General features: G+C 34.4%; 17 protein-coding genes. 7 read left to right on the top strand and 10 right to left on the bottom strand.

Going from position 1 to position 19,562, the window contains the following annotated elements; genetic code table 11:
- Positions 1–148: 148 nt before the first annotated feature.
- Complete coding sequence (locus FNW17_RS01620; RefSeq protein ID WP_144070724.1) at positions 149–367, top strand: DUF6140 family protein; 219 nt, start codon at positions 149–151, stop codon at positions 365–367.
- A gap of 57 nt (positions 368–424) precedes the next feature.
- Here FNW17_RS01620 and FNW17_RS01615 read toward each other — a convergent pair whose 3' ends face one another.
- Together FNW17_RS01615 and FNW17_RS01610 are read right to left on the bottom strand one after the other, a co-directional pair.
- Positions 425–1,969, bottom strand: a complete 1,545-nt coding sequence (locus FNW17_RS01615) for an Rne/Rng family ribonuclease (protein WP_144070723.1) — start codon at positions 1,967–1,969, stop codon at positions 425–427.
- A gap of 391 nt (positions 1,970–2,360) precedes the next feature.
- Positions 2,361–2,699 (bottom strand): HU family DNA-binding protein, encoded by a 339-nt coding sequence (locus FNW17_RS01610; RefSeq protein ID WP_394344358.1) that lies wholly within the window; start codon positions 2,697–2,699, stop codon positions 2,361–2,363.
- 85 nt (positions 2,700–2,784) lie between these two features.
- Here FNW17_RS01610 and mutY point away from each other — a divergent pair, with 85 nt between their 5' ends.
- From mutY to gldD, 5 genes are all read left to right on the top strand, one after another.
- Complete coding sequence (gene mutY, locus FNW17_RS01605; protein WP_143390121.1) at positions 2,785–3,828, top strand: A/G-specific adenine glycosylase; 1,044 nt, start codon at positions 2,785–2,787, stop codon at positions 3,826–3,828.
- Positions 3,829–3,951: 123 nt separating this feature from the next.
- Positions 3,952–5,040 carry an alpha/beta hydrolase-fold protein gene (locus FNW17_RS01600; protein ID WP_143390120.1) on the top strand — a complete coding sequence of 363 codons (1,089 nt, stop codon included), beginning with the start codon at positions 3,952–3,954 and terminating at the stop codon, positions 5,038–5,040.
- A 107-nt stretch (positions 5,041–5,147) separates the two neighbouring features.
- Complete coding sequence (locus FNW17_RS01595; RefSeq protein ID WP_143390119.1) at positions 5,148–5,600, top strand: single-stranded DNA-binding protein; 453 nt, start codon at positions 5,148–5,150, stop codon at positions 5,598–5,600.
- 11 nt (positions 5,601–5,611) lie between these two features.
- Positions 5,612–6,907, top strand: a complete 1,296-nt coding sequence (locus tag FNW17_RS01590) for a gliding motility-associated protein GldE (protein WP_144070722.1) — start codon at positions 5,612–5,614, stop codon at positions 6,905–6,907.
- A 64-nt stretch (positions 6,908–6,971) separates the two neighbouring features.
- Positions 6,972–7,538, top strand: a complete 567-nt coding sequence (gene gldD / locus FNW17_RS01585) for a gliding motility lipoprotein GldD (protein WP_143390117.1) — start codon at positions 6,972–6,974, stop codon at positions 7,536–7,538.
- A gap of 37 nt (positions 7,539–7,575) precedes the next feature.
- Here gldD and FNW17_RS01580 read toward each other — a convergent pair whose 3' ends face one another.
- From FNW17_RS01580 to gdhA, 7 genes are all read right to left on the bottom strand, one after another.
- Complete coding sequence (locus FNW17_RS01580; RefSeq protein ID WP_143390116.1) at positions 7,576–8,184, bottom strand: lipoprotein signal peptidase; 609 nt, start codon at positions 8,182–8,184, stop codon at positions 7,576–7,578.
- A gap of 109 nt (positions 8,185–8,293) precedes the next feature.
- Complete coding sequence (locus tag FNW17_RS01575; protein WP_143390115.1) at positions 8,294–8,674, bottom strand: TraR/DksA family transcriptional regulator; 381 nt, start codon at positions 8,672–8,674, stop codon at positions 8,294–8,296.
- 7 nt (positions 8,675–8,681) lie between these two features.
- Positions 8,682–12,095: an isoleucine--tRNA ligase gene (gene ileS / locus FNW17_RS01570; protein ID WP_143390114.1), complete on the bottom strand. Its 3,414-nt coding sequence runs from the start codon at positions 12,093–12,095 to the stop codon at positions 8,682–8,684.
- Positions 12,096–12,384: 289 nt separating this feature from the next.
- On the bottom strand, positions 12,385–13,098 hold the full coding sequence (gene recO / locus FNW17_RS01565) for a DNA repair protein RecO (RefSeq protein WP_144070721.1): 714 nt from the start codon (positions 13,096–13,098) through the stop codon (positions 12,385–12,387).
- The gene (locus FNW17_RS01560; protein WP_185965253.1) at positions 13,092–14,126 is read right to left on the bottom strand and encodes an acyltransferase family protein; all 1,035 of its coding nucleotides are present in this window, start codon (positions 14,124–14,126) and stop codon (positions 13,092–13,094) included. The genes recO and FNW17_RS01560 overlap by 7 nt, the downstream gene beginning before the upstream one ends.
- 14 nt (positions 14,127–14,140) lie before the next feature.
- Positions 14,141–16,420: a type IX secretion system anionic LPS delivery protein PorZ gene (porZ, locus tag FNW17_RS01555; RefSeq protein WP_143390109.1), complete on the bottom strand. Its 2,280-nt coding sequence runs from the start codon at positions 16,418–16,420 to the stop codon at positions 14,141–14,143.
- A gap of 129 nt (positions 16,421–16,549) precedes the next feature.
- The gene (gene gdhA / locus FNW17_RS01550; RefSeq protein ID WP_143390108.1) at positions 16,550–17,893 is read right to left on the bottom strand and encodes an NADP-specific glutamate dehydrogenase; all 1,344 of its coding nucleotides are present in this window, start codon (positions 17,891–17,893) and stop codon (positions 16,550–16,552) included.
- Positions 17,894–18,180: 287 nt separating this feature from the next.
- Here gdhA and FNW17_RS01545 point away from each other — a divergent pair, with 287 nt between their 5' ends.
- Complete coding sequence (locus FNW17_RS01545) at positions 18,181–18,987, top strand: THC0290_0291 family protein (protein WP_143390107.1); 807 nt, start codon at positions 18,181–18,183, stop codon at positions 18,985–18,987.
- A gap of 79 nt (positions 18,988–19,066) precedes the next feature.
- On the opposite strand, the gene FNW17_RS01540 is transcribed toward FNW17_RS01545, so the two are convergent.
- Positions 19,067–19,522, bottom strand: coding sequence for a DinB family protein (locus FNW17_RS01540; RefSeq protein WP_143390106.1), 456 nt, complete (start codon positions 19,520–19,522; stop codon positions 19,067–19,069).
- Between the last annotated feature and the right edge of the window lie 40 nt (positions 19,523–19,562).

Here is a 19,562-nt window from a genome sequence, read left to right as displayed (position 1 = left end):
GAAAAAAAATATTAATCTAAAGCTGAGGTATTTATTTTTTATGAATTAAAAATTCTCTCCGTCTCACTTTGTCTTACTATCATTCTATTTTCGTCTTATGGGAAAGCCGAAAACCAAATTAGAGTAGGTACAATTTAAATTTACAATTATGGCATTATTTTTAATCACGGTAAAACAAAATCATTATGCAAACGGAATACGTTTGGAGAAAGGGATGACTGTTGAGGTTTCATCCAAATATTCCAATCCCATAACAACAAATGGAGGTCACGAAGTTGCTGATGCTTTTATGAGGAAATATGGTATCGACATAAAGAAGAACTGTGGGTTAACATCTGTTTATCTAGATCTGAAAAAAATCAGTTAAAAAATCTCACAATTAGCCACAAAAAAACCGCCAATCTCACGAAAGGCGGTTTTTGTTTTATTCAATAATAACATTCTTCTTTTTGTCGTAGAAATGGTATTCTAGATACGTGTAAGCGTCACGCGGTATAATTTTTACCCATTTTTTATGTTCAAAAAACCATTTTGAACGTATGGATGGAAACCCTTTGCTAAGGTATGCGGCCACAAATGGATGTACGTTAAGCACAACATCTGCGTTCGTTTTTAAAATACTTTCTAGATCTAAGGCGATTTTGTCAATGATTTGAATTGGCGCTTCAATTTCGCCTTCAATATTGTTGGGATCTTCTTCTCTAGTTTTAATATTGACTTCCGGTCTTACTCTTTGTCTGGTAATTTGGACTAATCCAAATTTACTCGGCGGTAAGATTTTGTGCTTGGCTTTATCATCGTCCATTTCTTCCCTAAGGAAGTCGAACAACACTTTGCGGTTTTCGGGATTGCCCATATCGATAAAATCAATTACGATTATTCCGCCCATATCACGAAGACGCAATTGTCTTGCGATTTCAGCGGCTGCAATCATATTAACTTCCATTGCAGTATCTTCTTGATTGGATGCTTTATTAGAACGGTTTCCGCTATTGACGTCTATGACGTGTAAAGCTTCAGTATGTTCGATAATAAGATAAGCACCTTTACTCATAGAAACTGTTTTTCCAAAGGAGGTCTTGATTTGTCTCTCTATATTGTATTTCTCGAAAATTGGAGTATCTTTTGATTGATAAAACTTAACAATCGATGTTTTTGAAGGCGCTATTTCTTGTAAATAGTCCTTGGTTTGGTTGTACAACTCTTCATCATCTATTTGGATACCGCTAAAGGTATCGTTGAAGACGTCTCTTAATATTGATGAAGCTCTATTGAGCTCTCCTAATACCTTGGACGGATGATGAGCGGTTGGTAATTTTTTACACATTGCAGTCCATCTCTCTATGAGGTTCTGCAAATCTTTTTCTAATTCTACTGTGCTTTTGCCTTCGGCTACTGTGCGAACAATAACGCCAAATCCTTTTGGTTTGACAGATTGCACTAATCGTTTCAAACGTTCTTTTTCTTTTTTGTCTTCTATTTTTTGAGAAATAGAAACACGATCAGAAAACGGAACTAAAACAATAAATCTTCCGGCAAGGGAAAGCTCTGCGCTAATTCTTGGTCCTTTAGTAGATATTGGTTCTTTGACGACTTGTACTAAAATAGACTGATTCGAATTGATAATATCGGTTATCGAACCATCTTTGTCTATCTCTTTTTCAAACTGAAAGTTTTTTAGGGAGAAATCTTTTATTTTACCTGCGCTTACAAGTTTTATGAATTTCAGTTGAGAAGCAAGATTAGGACCTAAATCGTGATAATGTAAAAAGGCGTCTTTTTCGTAGCCAACATTTACAAAAGCAGCATTTAGTCCAGCAACTGGTTTTCTTATTTTGGCAATAAAAATATCGCCAACTTGGAAATTGCTTGTTTCTTGTTCTTTGTGTAATTCAATTAGTTTTCCATCTTTTAATAAGGCAAAATCTACGGCTTCGGAACTAGATCTGATGATTAATTCTTTATTCACTCTGTAAATTTTTATCCGAACTTTTAGTTTTCAGTCCCGAAATTTCGGGATCAGGTTTCAGGTTTTTGTAGTTACAAAAAACTTCCAACTTCTAACTTCAGCAAGGATGGATTAAACAATAATTTTAACAGGTATTGAACCCGGATGGAAGTCCAGATGGCAGGCGGCAGGTATCAGGCAGCAGTCAAAACTGCAATCTGAAATCTGTAATCTGCATTCTGTTTTCCAAATTTCAATGAACGTTTAAAAAGAAAAAAGTAGTTTAAAACTACTTTTTCTTTTTGTGACGGTTAGCTCTCGCTCTTTTCTTGCGTTTGTGCGTTGCTACCTTATGTCTCTTCCTTTTTTTACCACTTGGCATAATCTGGTGATTTTGTAATTAATAAATATTTTATTTTGCTTCGTTATTCGTTTTTACTCCTTCAACAAACACTTTTGCAGGTTTGAACGCTGGAATATTGTGTGCAGGAATTTTGATTGTGGTATTTTTTGAAATATTTCTTCCCGTTTTTTCAGCTCTTGTTTTCACAATGAAACTTCCAAAACCTCTTAAATAAACATTGTCTCCAGTTTCTAATGAGTTTTTAACTTCTGTCATAAAGGTCTCAACTGTTGCCTGAACATCTCCTTTTTCTAGACCTAATCTTTCTGAGATTTTTGCTACGATATCTGCTTTTGTCATTTTAATTCGTAATTTATAATTGTGTACTAATTTTTTGAGGTTGCAAATATATGAATTAAAAAAACAATTATTCAAGCTAATTCATTAAATTTTAACAACATAAACTTTTACTTTTGCTAACTAAAATTTAACGATGAACTTTTCCAACATATTGATAAGGTGGTATTTAGAAAATAAGCGTGATTTACCGTGGCGAAAAACAGATAATCCTTATTTAATTTGGCTCTCCGAAATAATGCTTCAGCAGACAAGAGTAGCGCAAGGAACACCGTATTTCCTGTCTTTTACAACGGCTTTTCCAACAGTTTTTGATTTGGCTGCGGCCAATGAAGAACAAGTTTTGAAACTTTGGCAGGGTTTGGGATATTATTCCCGTGCTCGAAATTTACATAAAACAGCTCAGTTTATTGCCACAGAATTATTGGGAAATTTTCCCGACAATTATAATGACTTATTAGAATTAAAAGGTGTTGGCGAATACACAGCTGCCGCAATCGCTTCCTTTTCCTATAACGAACCTGTTCCGGTTGTGGATGGAAATGTTTTTAGGGTTTTGTCTCGTTATTTTGATGTAGAAACCGACATTGCTTCGGCTTCTGCCAAAAAAGAGTTCTTCGCTTTGGCTTTCGAATTAATGCCAAAGGATAACCCTGCAATATTCAACCAAGCCATTATGGAATTTGGTGCTTTGCAATGCGTTCCTAAAAGTCCTAATTGTGGCATTTGTGTTTTCAATACCAGTTGTGCCGCTTTGCAAAAAAAGAAAGTAGATCAATTGCCTGTGAAATTGAAGAAATTGAAGGTCAGAAATAGATACTTTAATTATTTGGTCGTTTCAGATGAAAATGAAAATACGGTAATACAAAAGCGAACGGCAAAAGGAATTTGGCACAATCTCTACGAATTTCCGTTGATTGAAACCCAGAAAGTAGAAGGTTTTGAATTCATTGCCCAACAAATTCAGTCCGACTTTTTCGTAGAAAACGAAATGGAAAGTCTATCAGAAATCAACTCTAAAAGTATCATTCATAAACTATCACATCAACATTTGCATATTAAGTTTTGGAAAGTAAACTTAAAAGGAAATATCGAAAACGGAATCACCTCTAAAGTTTTGAAAACATTTCCATTCCCCATCGTAATTCATAATTTTATCGAAAAAGAAACGGGGGTTTAAGTTATGCTTTCGATGCTTAAAAATAATTAAAATTAGTTTATAGTTAATGAATCGATTATTTGTGTAATTTAGATATCTAAATGTTTCCATACTTTTATTCAAACCTTTTTTTAAGTTTCAAAAATGAAAAAACAAATTGTATTAGCACTCTTAATTATTAGTTCCCTTACAACTGCTTCGGCCCAATATCCCACTGTTACAATTCCAGGATCACAACTCCGAAAAATTACTTCAAAAATTATTGCTGGACAAGAATATGATCTACATATTTCTTTACCATCGGGCTATGAATCCAGTAATAAAAAATTTCCTGTTGTTTATCTAATGGATTCACAATGGGATTTTCCACTAATCAATTCGATTTATGGCGAACAATATTTTGACGGATTTATTCCTGAGCTTATCATTGTAGGTGTTACTTGGGGGGGAATCAATCCGAATCCAGATTTTTTACGCGCTAGAGATTACACTCCTACAAATGAACCTGGAACTAAACAATCTGGAGGAGCAGATCAGTTTCTCGATTTTATGAAATCGGAATTGTTTCCTTATATAGATTCTAATTTTAAAACGGATAAGGAAAATAGAACTTTAATGGGTTGCTCTCTGGGCGGATTATTTACTATGTACACCTTATTTACGCATACGGATATGTTCTCAGGATATGTTGCAGCAACTCCAGCAATAGCTTGGGATAATTCGGTCTTGAATCAATTTCAAAAACCATTTGCTCAAAAAACAATTGCAAAACCTACTCGCCTTTTTATGACGGTTGGCGATGTAGAAAGAGGAAAAGAAAATTTCGAAAAATTCAGCGCTTATATTCAGAAGCAGAAGCCTTCAAACCTTTTTGCATCTTCAAAAGTACTAGAAAACACGGGGCATTCTGGCACAAAATCCGAGACATACAGTAGAGGTTTACAATTTGTTTTTGAAAGAAATAAATTGGCTTTAAGTTCAGAAATACAAGATAAATATGTAGGTGTTTACCAATTTCCAAATGGTGACAACTTGGAAATTAAAAACGAAAAAAATCAATTGTTTTGCTCTTTTTTAAATAAAAACAAAGTGCAGTTACTAGCCAATACTGAACATCATTTTTATGCTACGCTTGAATTTTTTAACATCTATTTTGATGAGACAAATAGTAAAACTACTGGTTTACGCATGGAAGTTTATGGAAAACAGTTTTTGCTAAAAAAAACCAATTAATTTGAAGCTTGTTTAATTATTGATTGACGCTTTGGAAGTTTAGTAAAAAGAAGCTGTTTTTATGTTTGAAAAAAGTAACTTTGATGCTCTTACCTTAGAAATAAAATATGAATTCTACCTTAAATAAAGTAATGCTTATTGGCCATTTGGGCGACGATGTCAAAATGCACTATTTCAAAAGTGATTCTTGCATTGGGAAATTTCCTTTGGCAACAAACGAGACCTACATTAATAAAGAAACAGGCGAAAAAATCACCTCTACCGAATGGCACAATATTGTGGTGCGAAATAAAGCGGCCGAATTGTGTGAAAAATATTTATCGAAAGGCGATAAAATTTACATCGAAGGACGTATAAAATCACGTCAATGGCTGGCCGAAGATGGAACCACAAAATACATCACAGAAATTCAGGCCATAGATTTTACTTTTCTTACAACCAAAAAAGAATCCGAAGCCAATAAAGAGAATAAATCTATCGAACCAACAAAAAATGGTAACTTTGAATCGGAAAATAACGGTTTCCCAGAAAACGATTTGCCCTCACAATTGTCTAACTAATCTTTTTTAATTTGGACCCAGAGCCCAGTTTTTTTAATCAATACACGCTAGACCCGAATTTGGCATTAGGATTTATCGCAATATTTGTATTGCTATTTTGTTCTGCATTAGTCTCAGGAGCCGAAGTTGCTCTTTTTTCCTTATCACAAAAAGATGCTGATGACACTTTACAAGAAAATCCTTCGAAAGGTAAAATCATCTCGGAACTTTTAGAAAAGCCAAAAAAATTACTCGCTACACTTCTTGTCGCCAACAATTTCATTACTATTGGAGTGATAATTTTATTCGCCTATTTAGGTAATACTATATTTTCGGGTATTATCTCTCCTGTTTTAAAATTCAGCATCGAAGTTATTGTAATCGCTTTTTTAATCTTACTGTTTGGCGAAGTTTTACCCAAAGTATATGCCAGCCGAAACAACATTAAGTTTGCCAAATGGATTGCATATCCTGTTGCAGTTCTCGATAAATTGCTTTCGCCAATCAGTTTGCCAATGCGCAAAGCCACAATCTACTTGCACAATAAATTAGGCAAACAAAAGACAAATTTCTCGGTAGATCAATTGTCGCAAGCACTAGAACTTACTGACTCGGATGAAAGTTCCTCTGATGAACAAAAAATATTAGAAGGAATCGTTACTTTCGGCAACACAGATACGAAACAAGTAATGAGTCCGAGAATGGATATTTTTGCTTTGGAAATTGATGAATCTTTTGCATCCATTTATCCAAAAATTATTGAAATGGGTTTTTCTAGAATTCCGGTCTATCGGGACAATATAGATCAGATAGAAGGCGTTTTGTTTGTAAAAGATTTGCTGCCACATATCAACAAAGAAGATTTTGAGTGGAAAACATTGCTGCGAGAGCCATTTTTTGTTCCTGAAAACAAAAAAATAGACAATTTGCTCAAGGATTTTCAAAGTATGAAGAGCCATTTGGCTATAGTAGTAGATGAATATGGTGGAACATCAGGATTGATCTCGCTTGAAGATATTATAGAAGAAATTGTGGGAGATATCAGCGATGAATTTGATGGCGACAATACAAATCATTCCAAAATTGACGAGAAAAACTACCTTTTTGAAGGAAAAACAAATCTGAAAGATTTCTATAGAGTGATTGATGTTGATGAAGAAATGTTCGAAATTAAGAAAGGTGAAGCCGAAACATTGGCGGGATTTATTCTTGAAATTTTAGGTAATTTTCCAAAAAAAGATCAAAAAATTAGTTTCGAAAACTGTACGTTTACCATCGAAACTGTTGACAAAAAACGCATAAAACAAATAAAAGTCACTATTGAATAAACCTCCCCTAATCCCTCCAAAGGAGGGGAAGTGTTACTGGGTTTTAAATAAAAACAGATTACAAATGCTAAAAAAACAAGTTGCAATAACGTTACTTTTTATAACACTAGTTTCTATCGTTAGCTGTAAAGACGAAGTTTTGCCAAAACCCGCAAGCTATTTGCGATTGGATTATACTGAAGCTAAATATGTATATTTTGAAAATAGCGCTTCCCCTTTTGCATTCGAGATGAATTCAGAAGCGGTAATCAAAGGCGGCAAAGATCTAGGGTTTACTATTTCGTATCCTAAAATGAAAGCTACGATTTATTTGACCTATAAACCTGTGAATAATGACATCGATAAATTGCTGCGTGATGCTCAAAAGTTGACTTATGAACACGTAATAAAAGCTGATGACATCTTAGAACAACCCTATTTGAATCCTTCCAAAAAAGTGTATGGAATGTTCTATCAAGTTGACGGAAATGCGGCGACAAATTCACAGTTTTACGTGACGGATAGCATTAAACATTTTGTGACAGGCTCGGTTTATTTTTATGCAAAACCCAATTACGATTCCATTATGCCTGCGGCAAGCTATGTTAGAAATGATATGCAAAGATTGATGGAAACGTTGAAGTGGAAGTGATTATACTCTATAAAAAGCTAGTCACCATTTAGAGTATTTATGATTGATGATGAAATGCTTTTTTGTTGAAAACAATCAAAATCCCAACGCCTGTAGAGATAGCTGCATCGGCAATGTTGAAAATCGCATTGAAGAATTTAAAATGTTGTCCGCCAATAACTGGCATCCATTCCGGCCAATTTCCTTCGAATAATGGAAAGTACAACATATCGACTACTCTTCCGTGAAACCAAGTTCCATAAGGTTTATCTGTAAATAAAGTAGCTAAATGTCCGTAACTGTCATCGAAAATTACACCATAAAAAATAGAGTCAATAATATTACCAAAAGCTCCTGCAAGAATCAAAGAAATTGCCACAATCAGGTAGTTGGAACTGTGCTTTTTTTCGACTGAATCCCAAAGCCAATACCCAATTCCCGTAACAGCAACGAGACGAAAAATGGTAAGAAACAATTTTCCGTAAGTGCCTGGAATTACTGTTCCCCAAGCCATTCCCTCGTTTTCTATCAATAGGATTTTGAACCAACTGGTGACATCAATTTGCCCGTTTTCGCCGTAAACAAAATTAGTTTTGATGTAAATTTTTGAAAGTTGATCCACCAATAAGATGATAAAAACTATCAGATACGCTTTTCGTAAAGTCATTTTATAAATTTTAATGCCGCAAAAATAGGGAAATTCTAAAAAGTAAATTCCAAATTCCAATAATTTAATAAGACATTATTGGAATTTGGAATTTGATATTTTCAATTAATTATCGTTGCAAGTTTTTTGCTTCGATACTCATTGTTGCGTGAGGAACAATCAACAATCTTTCTTTGCTGATCAATTTGCCAGTTACTTTGCAAGTTCCATAAGTTTTATTCTCTACACGGAAGAGTGCATTTCTCAAGTCACGAATGAACTTTTCCTGACGAATTGCCAACTGCGAATTTGCTTCTTTAGACATTGTTTCGCTTCCTTCTTCAAATGCTTTGAATGTAGGCGAAGTGTCGTCGGTTCCGTTGTTTAAATCGTTCATATAAGCACTTTTTATCAAATCTAAATCTGCCTGTGCTTTGTTTATTTTTTTTATAATAAGCTCTTTAAACTCAGCTAAATCAGTGTCTGAGTATCTTGCAATTTCATCTAACATTTTCTAATTATTTTGTAATTGATATTTTTGTTTTTATCTCGTCGAATTCTATTTCTGTTCCGTTGTCTATATTTTCTTCAAAAACCAATGTTTCTGTTAATGTTTCTGATTTGATATAGGCTTCATTTGCTTTTACTGCATTTTCCAGTTCCGAATTTTTTTGCAAATGTACTTTAATTTTGTCAGTAACCTCAAAACCAGAATCTTTTCTTATATTTTGAATTCTGTTGACTAATTCTCTAGCAATTCCTTCTTGTTTTAATTCCTCCGAAATAGTGATGTCTAGCGCAACCGTTATTCCGCTTGAGTTGGCAACCAACCAACCTTCGATATCTTGCGAAGAAATCTCAACTTCTTCGAATGATAAAATTATACTATTTCCTGAAATAACAATATCTATGCTTCCTTCCTTGTCTAATTGATTAATTTGATCTGCCGAAAAACTCTGTATCTCTTTGGCAATCAATCCCATATCTTTTCCAAAACGCGGTCCAAGCGCCTTAAAATTCGGCTTAATTTGTTTCACCAAAATCCCTGAGGCATCATCCAAAAGCACAATTTCTTTCACGTTAACTTCGGCTTTTATGAGATCGGAAACAGCTTCTATTTCAGCTCTAAAACCTTCGTCAAGGACTGGAATCATTACCTTTTGCAACGGTTGACGCACCTTTATCATTTCCTTTTTTCGAAGGGATAAAACCAGTGAAGAGATGGTCTGAGCTTTCTGCATTTTACTCTCTAACGATTTATCAACAAAGTTTTCAACTGAAATAGGAAATTTCGCCAAATGTACAGAGTCAAATTTTTCGTCCCGAAGCGTCGGGAGTGTAGCCAAAGTTAAATCTCTGTAAAGTTTGTCCATAAAGAACGGAGCAATTGGCGCACCCAATTTGCTTATGGTCAACAAACAAGTATATAAAGTTTGGTAAGCAGCAATTTTATCTTGCGCATACTCGCCTTTCCAGAAGCGACGACGACACAAACGAACGTACCAGTTACTCAAATTTTCACTCACAAATTCTGAAATCGCTCGAGCCGCTTTCGTAGGTTCATAATCCGCATAAGCATCATCCACCACTTTTATCAAGGTGTTCAATTCCGAAATAATCCATTGATCGATTTCAGGTCTTTCGTTTAACGGAACATCAGCTTCAGCGTAAGTAAATTTATCGATGTTAGCATACAACGCAAAGAATGAATAAGTGTTGTATAATGTTCCAAAGAATTTACGACGAACCTCAGCAATTCCTTCCAAGTCAAATTTCAAGTTATCCCAAGGATTCGCATTCGAAATCATATACCAGCGTGTGGCATCTGGTCCATATTCATTCAATGTTTCGAAAGGATCGGCAGCATTTCCTAGACGTTTGGACATTTTTTGTCCGTTTTTATCTAAAACCAAACCGTTTGAAACTACATTTTTATAAGCTACTTTGTCAAAAACCAATGTTGCAATAGCGTGCAAAGTATAAAACCAACCACGAGTTTGATCTACTCCTTCGGCAATAAAATCAGCAGGGAAATCTTTGTTTTCGTCTATTTTGTCTTTGTTTTCAAAAGGATAATGCCATTGTGCATAAGGCATTGAACCCGAATCAAACCAAACATCAATCAAATCAGCTTCGCGTTTCATTGGTTTTCCAGAAGCAGAAACCAAGGTGATTTCATCGACTACATTTTTATGCAAATCAACTAAATCATAGTTTGCTTCGTCCATATTTCCAATTTCGAAACCTTTGAAAGGATTTTCCTTTTGAAAACCAGCAGCAATAGATTTTTCGATTTCGTTGTATAATTCTTCCACAGAACCTACTAAAATTTCTTCGGTTCCTTCTTCGTTTCTCCAAATTGGCAATGGAATTCCCCAAAAACGGGAACGTGATAAATTCCAATCGTTGGCATTTTTTAACCAATTTCCGAAACGTCCTTCACCAGTTGATTTTGGTTTCCAGTTGATGGTTTCGTTCAGTTCGAACATTCTGTCTCGAACTTTTGTAATTTCGATAAACCAAGAATCTAATGGATAATATAAAATTGGCGTGTCGGTTCTCCAGCAATGTGGGTAACTGTGCACGTATTTTTCTACTTTGAAAGCTTTATTTTCTTCTTTTAACTGAATGGCAATTTCCACATCGATCGAGCGTTCAGGAGCTTCACCATCGGTATAATATTCGTTTTTAACGTATTTATTCGAATAGCTTCCTAATCCATCAATGAATTTTCCTTGTAAATTTACCAATGGAACCGGATTTCCGTTTTCGTCCAATACCAACATTGGCGGCACTTCAGGAATGGCTTCTTTAGCTACTTTTGCATCATCAGCACCAAAAGTTGGCGAGGTATGCACAATTCCTGTTCCATCTTCGGTAGTTACAAAATCTCCTGAAATTACTCGGAAAGCATTTTCTGGATTTTGATATGGCAAAGTGAATTTCATTAATTGTTCGTAACGAATTCCAACTAAATCAGCACCTTTGCATTCAGCTAATATTTGGTATGGAATTTTCTTGTCACCTTCTTTGAAATTTTCAAAATCGGCAGTTTCGGTACTTGCAAAAAAACCTTTCGAAAATTGTTTCCCAACCAAGTTTTTGGCTAAAATAACATTCGATGGTAAAAAGGTGTATTGATTGAAAGTTTTGACTAAAACATAATCGATTTTTGGACCAACGGTCAAAGCTGTGTTTGAAGGCAAAGTCCACGGTGTTGTCGTCCAAGCCAAGATATAAACATCACCAAATCCCTGAAGGAAATATGGTAAAGTTTCGTTTAATGCTTTGAATTGAGCCACAACCGTTGTATCGGTAACATCTCTATAACTTCCTGGTTGGTTCACTTCGTGTGAAGATAATCCTGTTCCAGCTTTTGGAGAATACGGTTGAATGGTATAGCCTTTGTACATCAAATCCTTGTTGTAGATTTGTTTCAAAATCCACCAAACGGTTTCCATATACTTGGATTTGTAGGTCACATACGGATCTTCCATATCGACCCAGTAGCCCATTTTTTCAGTCAAATCGTTCCACACATCGGTGTAGCGCATCACGGTTTTTTTGCAAGCTTCGTTGTATTCGGCTACGGAAATGGTTTTTCCGATATCTTCTTTGGTAATTCCCAATGCTGCTTCGGTACCCAATTCCACAGGCAATCCGTGGGTATCCCAGCCTGCTTTACGCTTTACTTGGAACCCTTTTTGGGTTTTATAACGGCAAAATATATCTTTAATCGCACGCGCCATCACGTGGTGAATTCCCGGCAATCCATTGGCAGAAGGTGGTCCTTCAAAAAATACGAATGGTGGGTTGCCTTCGCGAGTGGTTATACTCTTCTCGAATATGTTTTCTTTTTTCCAAAAATCAAGTACTTCTGATGCAACTGTGGGTAAGTTAAGTCCTTTGTACTCAGTAAATTTTATGCTCATTTTATCCTTTTCTTAAATCGTGGTGCGAAAGTAAGAAATAGTTATGAATTATGAGTTATGAGTTATGAGTTTTTGTTTGCCACAACAGGATGAAGATATTGGCAAAACAGAAGTCTTATTTAACCGCAGATTCGCTGATTTTAATACCTATTCCAATCAGAATCGATTGATTTTAGCAGATATACTCAAAATTAATTTCTCTAAATTCAAAAATATATATGAAAAAATCTGCGAATCTGCAGTCATTTTAAAAACTTATGTTTAACCTATGTATTCGTGGTTGAATTTTTCAAGAAAAAACTTCCTTCAAAACGTCCAAAGATTTTGGTTTTCGGAAACCGTCGAGATGGAAAGTGTAGTAATCAATCAGGATTTTCAAGACAATTTGCCTTTCGATGACGTGGAAGATTTTTTGAGCGTTGTCGAATTTTAGATTGATGAGTTTTTTGAAGAGATTCGTTTCGTGTTCCGTGAGCGAACCGATGCCGTGAAATGGCGTGAAAACACCTTCGGTTGTGTCGAAAAAAGGGAATTCTATTTCCGAAATATCAGGATAAAAACCGAGATATTTAGTGATTTCGAGCATTAAAATCAAATGGAAATTAACAATCTCATCGTGATTGTCGAGCCAATGTAAAGCCGTTTCCAAAAAGGCAAAAAGATGTTCATTTTTCTCTTCTTCGTGAATGGAATGATGCAAGATTTCGGAAATAAACATCACAATTGTACTCTTGAAAATATCGGAATGTAGGGTTTGAAACGGCATAGCGATTTTGATTTCCTTGAAATTCTCTAGCGTTCCTTTATTTTTGTGAACGGCTTCGATTTCGAGAATCGTCAAAGGTTGGAAATAAGCAATTTTCTGGTTTGATTTTCGAGAGGAAAAAGCATCACGAACAAAATAAGTTTTTAAACCATGTGATTGCGTAAAACATTTTACAATCAAGCTTTTCTCTTGGTATTTGAGGGAAGAAATGACGATGGCTTTGGTTTTTACTAACATACAGCCATTTTTTGCTTAATATCCTTATTTTTAAATCTATCCAAAAATCTTTTTTCAATAAAAAACCAAGACAAAACAGCAAAGAAAAAAGTAATTAAAATTACTGCAAATGCCATTACAATAGGATTGTATTTTTCAAATAAATTATATTGTCTAAAAAGCTGAATTACGGGAAAATGATAAATATAAAGCCCATAAGTAAAATCGCCGTATTTGCCAAAATTATTAAGAAAAGGAAGGCTATAAGCTGCAATTATAACTATCGTGCCAAATGCTGCTGGATACAATATGTCTATTTGAAAATTTAAAATATTTGAAATAATTAACCCAAATATTGAAGCAATCAAAAGCTTCCCTTTATTCTGCAAAACGAAATCAAAATTCAAAAACAGGAAGATTCCCGTTACAAAATATGCTATGTATCCTGGCAATTGTTTAGCAAGCAAAGGTTGATTTAGATAAAAATCCATAAAAAACCAGTACAACAGAGATAAGAAATAAAGACTTCCGAGAATTAAAAAAGGCTTCTTTGATTTTTTTATAGCGTAAAAAATAAAGGGTAAAACGATGTAAAAACCTTCCTCCACTTTTAAAGTCCACAAAGCGCCATTCACTGCACACATAAGATTATTTTCGAAAAGACCTGGTAAGCAAGGGTGCATAAAATTTAAAAAGAGAGAATTCCATCCTAAATATTTATACACGTTTATATCTGTAAAATAGTCTAAAAAACTAAAGCTGCTGAAAAATGATAAAGTTACCGCTGAAAATAACAAAACAACAATGTATGCTGGCAAAATTCTTTTGGCTCTTTTAATAAAATATTCTTTTAAAGATGGAGTGTTTGTATAGCTTTTTGCCACTAAAAAACCGCTGATGATGAAAAATCCTTGAACAGCAATGCTTGAATTAGAGAAATTTGCTAAAAATTCCAGACTTTTATTTTGAGAAAGTTCACAAAGATGAGCTAATAGAATATTTGCAGCGAAAAAAAATCTTAAAAAATCAAAGCAATTTTTGTTGTTCATATTCCAATTGAAAATTACCGAATTATCATTACTTTTTTTACTTTGGTTTCGATACCATCTTGAGCGGAAACAAAAATCATATACACGCCAGAAGCGACTTTGTATTTCCCAAAAGCTGTTGTATCCCATTCAATTGTTCCTCCTTCGGAAGTGGTTTCGTACACTAGATTTCCTTCGATGTCGGTGATTTTTATGGTCGCTTTGTTTAACAATCCTGTGATTTTGATTGTTCCTTCGTATTCTGGACGCACTGGATTGGGATAAACATATACATTGCTTAAATCTTCGTTTGCGGATGTTGCTGTTCCTTTAAAAGAAATCATTCCTTTAGTCGTGGCAATAAAAACTTCTCCAGTTGTACTATTTATATCAATATCGTTTATGGTATTACTGGGTAAAGGAGAATTATTAATTGTAAAATGATATTTGGTTTCTTGCCCGTTCGGAGACACTAAAAACACTCCTGAATCTGCTGTTCCAATCCATTTATTATTAGCTCCATCTACAACAATGTCAGTAATAAATTGTTCATACATTAATTCTTGTGCAAGATTATCTTCCAATATGATTATTGGCTTTGTTGTTAATTTATCTTCTGTTAATAAACTATTTACATTAGACAAAACTCTTAATCCTTTTGAAGTTCCAATCCAGAGCTGATTATTATTGTCTACTGCCGCCACTCGAGCATCTTCTGATGGCAAGTTTCCAGTTTCAACACCTACAGTTAATTTTTTAAATATATTGCCTTTTTCGTTAAAACCTATAAGCCCATTATTAATAGTAACAGTCCATTTTGTCCCGTTTTTATCGATAGACATTCTCCCATAAGTAGTGTTTTTGGGGTTGCCAATAATTGATTTTGTCGAAAAACTTTGCCAAGTTCCATCAGTTTTAAGGACTTTTATTGCATTATCAACCTGACTATTGTTCACCCATAAATTTCCCGATTTATCAAAAACTAGTCCATTTAACCAAACATCATTGGTATTAAAAATTGCTTCTATTGCACTATTTGTTGGATTATATAAAAAGCTAGGAATATCATTTTCTATTTTTAACATCCCGGCATCAAAAGAACCCAAGTATACTTCATTTTCATTACTAGGATTAATACCAACTCTAATCAAGGATTTAGCCCCAAGTACTTTCGGGTAAGGAATGTTTAACCATCCTTTTTCGCTAAATTTACTTATTCCGTAACTGTCTTTTGGAAACGGATTATAAAACAAATCATAATCGCCATATACTGCCCAGAGCGAAGAAGCCGTTGTTTGAAGTGCAAAAATATTGTTACGGCTAGGCCCTGATGGCATTGTATTTTCAAAAGCTGATGAAACTGAAATTGTAGTTGTATAAATTCCGTTTTCTTTTGTTCCAATATAAATTTTACCTTCAATAATGGTAGCACAAGTGAAATTTACCAGAGTATCTATAATTTGACTGCTGTTTATTGGGCGAACAAGAATCAATTGTTTGTTATAAATAGAAACACTATTTGGCGTGGTAATTAGTAAATAATTCCCCGAAGCCCTCATATCGACAGCGGCTTGTGGAAGTTGAAGATAAGCAGTAAATGAATTAGAGCCTGAATTGTATTTGTGAATATTTCCAGTAGCATTTATGGCTATAAGTTCTGTGTCAAAAGTTTCTATGCTTGACCAACTACCCGTGGCAATTTGTGTCCATTGGTTGAAATTAATTAAATTTTTATTCGCAATATCGGCTTTTCTTATACCATCAATTGTTGATGCATAGATAAAACCATTAAATACTGCCGTTTGGGAAACGCTTATTTCAGCTCCATTGTTGCCAATAAAATAAGTATCGCCAAAAAGCATTGTAGCTAAGTTGAATTGAACAATTCCAAAATCACAGGAAACATATACAATCCCATTGTATTCCATAAAATGATTGATTTTTTTTATGTTGGCTGGAAGTTGTTTGTTGATAATATCGACAATGTTTAGCATACTGCCATCGGTTTCATTGATCACAGTCATCAAACCGTTTTCGTAGCCTACAAGAGTTTTATTGGATATTGGACTATAATATAAAGACACGATAGTTTGCCCTGAAAGTCCATCGATAGTGTTTGTGGTTTTAATTTGATTTGTACTGCTGTTTTTTGAAAACAAAGCGTTTTCTGAGGCAGCAAAAATGGTCGTTGCAGATTGAGACACATCTCTAACATCATTATAGGAGAAATAGCCTTGCCATAACATAGTGTTTTGGGCGAAACCTATTTGCAAACAGAGAAGAAATACAAGATACTGAAACCCGTTTTTTATCATTTGAATTAATATTTCGTTCACAAATATAATACAAACGAAAGTAATTGGATTTTGTTACACAAAAAAAGACCTTCAATTCAAATCTGAATTTCAGATTGAATGAAGGCCTTTTGTATTTTATAAAAAAGTCTAAACGACTCCTTGAGCTAGCATAGCATCGGCCACTTTTACAAATCCTGCAATATTGGCTCCTTTTACGTAATCAACATAGCCCGATTGATCTGTGCCATATTTCACACACGAGGCGTGTATTGCCAACATAATTCCTTTTAATCTTTCGTCAACTTCTTCAGATGACCAGCTTAATCGTAAAGAATTTTGAGACATTTCGAGTCCTGAAGTGGCTACTCCACCCGCATTTGATGCTTTTCCTGGCGCAAATAATAGTTTAGCTTTTTGGAAAACATGTACTGCTTCTGGTGTCGTTGGCATATTAGCTCCTTCTGAAACACAAATACAACCATTGGCAACAAGCATTTTGGCTTCTTCTTGGTTTAATTCATTTTGTGTGGCACAAGGCAATGCAATATCGCATTTCACTTCCCAAGGACGTTTTCCTGCAAAGTATTTTGCATTAGGATATTTGTTTAAATAATCACTAATTCTTCCTCTTAACTCGTTTTTTATTTCCATTATGTAGGTCAATTTCGTAGCATCAATCCCATCGGCATCATAAATATACCCTGCAGAATCAGACATTGTAACTACTTTACCTCCTAATTGAGTTGCTTTTTCTACAGCATATTGCGCTACGTTTCCTGAACCAGAAACAACTACTGTTTTGCCTGAAAAACTATCACCTTTTGTCACCAACATACTATTGGCAAAATATACATTTCCGTATCCAGTTGCTTCAGGTCGGACTAAAGACCCTCCGAATGAAATTCCTTTTCCAGTTAAAACACCTGTAAATTCATTTCTGAGTCTTTTGTATTGACCAAACATATATCCTACTTCTCTACCACCAACACCAATATCTCCAGCAGGAACATCCGTATTAGAACCAATATGTTTAGACAATTCGGTCATAAAAGCTTGACAAAAACGCATTACCTCATTATCTGATTTCCCTTTTGGATCAAAATCTGCTCCACCTTTTCCACCACCCATAGGCAATGTAGTTAAACTGTTTTTAAAAGTTTGCTCGAAAGCAAGAAATTTCAAAATGCTTAGGTTTACCGAAGGGTGAAAACGAATTCCTCCTTTATAGGGTCCAATGGCTGAATTCATCTGAATTCGATAGCCTCTATTTACTTGTGTCTTACCTATATCATCAATCCAAACCACTCTAAAAATAATGATTCGATCTGATTCGACCATTCTTTCCAAGAGCATTTTGTTTTGGTATTTTTTATTTTCTTCAATAAATGGAATAACAGTTTCAGCAACTTCCATAACAGCCTGTAAAAATTCTGGCTCGTTTGGGTTTTTTTTTGCAACCGATTCAATGAATGTAGCAATACTTTGTGACATAATTTTTAGATTAGAAACGCTTTAAGAAAACGTTTTCGTTAGCAATTACAAATATACATTTTATGCGACTATTTACGACCTAATTACGGATTTCTTAATTCCTAGAAGTTCTTTTTATTGAAGTTGGAATGATTTTATTTAAAATCAAAACTATTGCTATAAAAATACAAAAAATCGTATGTTTTGTTTAAACAAAACATATAATATTTATCGTTTTATTATATTTACTTCCAAATATTAGGAATGATTGATGTTTTTATATATTTGTAAAAAAGTAATTTATAATAATGATCCCAAAATCTATTACATTTTTCTGCTTATTACTTCTTTTTGGACTTTCGAATGTAGCCAATGCTCAATTTGGATTTTCTCACGAAATTGGAGCAATTGCTGGACCAGTAGCCTTTCAGTCTGACTATGGCGAAAGATATGATTTATCAACAAATGCGGGCAACACTGGATATGGTATAGGAATAATTCATTATATGAATTTTTCTTATACTGCTGAATGTAACTGTTATACTCCCGAAACTTATTTTAATGATCACTTCAAGTTAAGAAGTGAATTGTCCTATAACAAAACAGAATTAGATCATTTTGGGCAATGGATTGAAGGGAAACCCTCTCTTGGAAAAGAACAATTAAAAGCAATGAACGGAAGCACTGCTGTAACCAATATTGGGATGCAATTAGAATTTTTCCCTTTGAGTATTCGTGACTTTACCGAAACAATAGGAAGTTTCGGCCCCTTTATTAGTCTTGGTGGGCAATATAGTTTTTATAACGCAAAAGCTTGGTCTACAATGGGGCCATTAGGAACACCTTTGACTACTTTTCCAAAATATTTAACACCAACTGATGATCGTTCTTACGGATTTTCTACTGAATCCGGCTCGGTTTGGTCTGTGATTTCAAGTGTAGGAACCCGTTATAAACTGTCTCCTTTATCCGATTTGATGGTCGATTTAAGAATGCAATATTATTTTTCAGACTGGGTAGATGGGCTAAACCCTAATCCGGAGTTTTACAAAGAAAATAAAGCCAATGACTGGAATGTATGGTTCAATGTGGGCTACATTTATTACTTACAATAGCAGAAACTAACTTCTAAAAAACACAAAATCCCAATGCTAGAAATAGTTTCAGCATTGGGATTTTTGTTGTTAAAGTGATTTAAACAAACTTTCTTAAACCCATCATAATCCCAATGTGAAGCCCTTCATGGAAATTATTAAAAACCATTGCATCCTCAACGCTATTCAAAACGAAACCTGTAGAAGTTGGGTATTCTTGGTAGTTTTTGAAAACATCATTATTAAAATCAATTTCAGTTTTGTCAACGGTTCCTAGCAACAAATACTTGATTTCATCAACATCGGCTTGGGTTGCATCTAGTTCCGGCTTGGTTCCTTTCATATATTTCTGCACCAATTCGTCCGAAACCATCATAGGCAAACCTGAGAATTTATAGACCAACAATTGTTGTGTTACGACGATATGTGCAATATTCCAAATAAGATTGTTCTTATAGCCTTCGGGGATTTTGTTGAGTTGTTCTAAAGAGTAGTAGTCTAAAAATTGAGATACTATTTTTCTGCTCGTTCTGGTGATTTCGAATGTTTGATTCATTTTTTTAAATTTTTGATAAAAATAATCATTTTCCGTGGTA

It is taken from the genome of Flavobacterium franklandianum (assembly GCF_007097365.1).
Classification (GTDB): domain Bacteria; phylum Bacteroidota; class Bacteroidia; order Flavobacteriales; family Flavobacteriaceae; genus Flavobacterium; species Flavobacterium franklandianum.
This window is presented reverse-complemented; position numbering and strand designations above follow the sequence as displayed.

Bases quoted from the DNA above. Each gene is read 5' to 3' on its own strand.
- FNW17_RS01620 (WP_144070724.1), top strand. From the start codon at position 149: ATGGCATTATTTTTAATCACGGTAAAACAAAATCATTATGCAAACGGA.
- mutY (WP_143390121.1), top strand. From the start codon at position 2,785: ATGAACTTTTCCAACATATTGATAAGGTGGTATTTAGAAAATAAGCGT.
- FNW17_RS01600 (WP_143390120.1), top strand. From the start codon at position 3,952: ATGAAAAAACAAATTGTATTAGCACTCTTAATTATTAGTTCCCTTACA.
- FNW17_RS01595 (WP_143390119.1), top strand. From the start codon at position 5,148: ATGAATTCTACCTTAAATAAAGTAATGCTTATTGGCCATTTGGGCGAC.
- gldD (WP_143390117.1), top strand. From the start codon at position 6,972: ATGCTAAAAAAACAAGTTGCAATAACGTTACTTTTTATAACACTAGTT.
- FNW17_RS01580 (WP_143390116.1), bottom strand. From the start codon at position 8,184: ATGACTTTACGAAAAGCGTATCTGATAGTTTTTATCATCTTATTGGTG.
- FNW17_RS01575 (WP_143390115.1), bottom strand. From the start codon at position 8,674: ATGTTAGATGAAATTGCAAGATACTCAGACACTGATTTAGCTGAGTTT.
- ileS (WP_143390114.1), bottom strand. From the start codon at position 12,095: ATGAGCATAAAATTTACTGAGTACAAAGGACTTAACTTACCCACAGTT.
- recO (WP_144070721.1), bottom strand. From the start codon at position 13,098: ATGTTAGTAAAAACCAAAGCCATCGTCATTTCTTCCCTCAAATACCAA.
- FNW17_RS01560 (WP_185965253.1), bottom strand. From the start codon at position 14,126: ATGAACAACAAAAATTGCTTTGATTTTTTAAGATTTTTTTTCGCTGCA.
- porZ (WP_143390109.1), bottom strand. From the start codon at position 16,420: ATGATAAAAAACGGGTTTCAGTATCTTGTATTTCTTCTCTGTTTGCAA.
- gdhA (WP_143390108.1), bottom strand. From the start codon at position 17,893: ATGTCACAAAGTATTGCTACATTCATTGAATCGGTTGCAAAAAAAAAC.
- FNW17_RS01545 (WP_143390107.1), top strand. From the start codon at position 18,181: ATGATCCCAAAATCTATTACATTTTTCTGCTTATTACTTCTTTTTGGA.
- FNW17_RS01540 (WP_143390106.1), bottom strand. From the start codon at position 19,522: ATGAATCAAACATTCGAAATCACCAGAACGAGCAGAAAAATAGTATCT.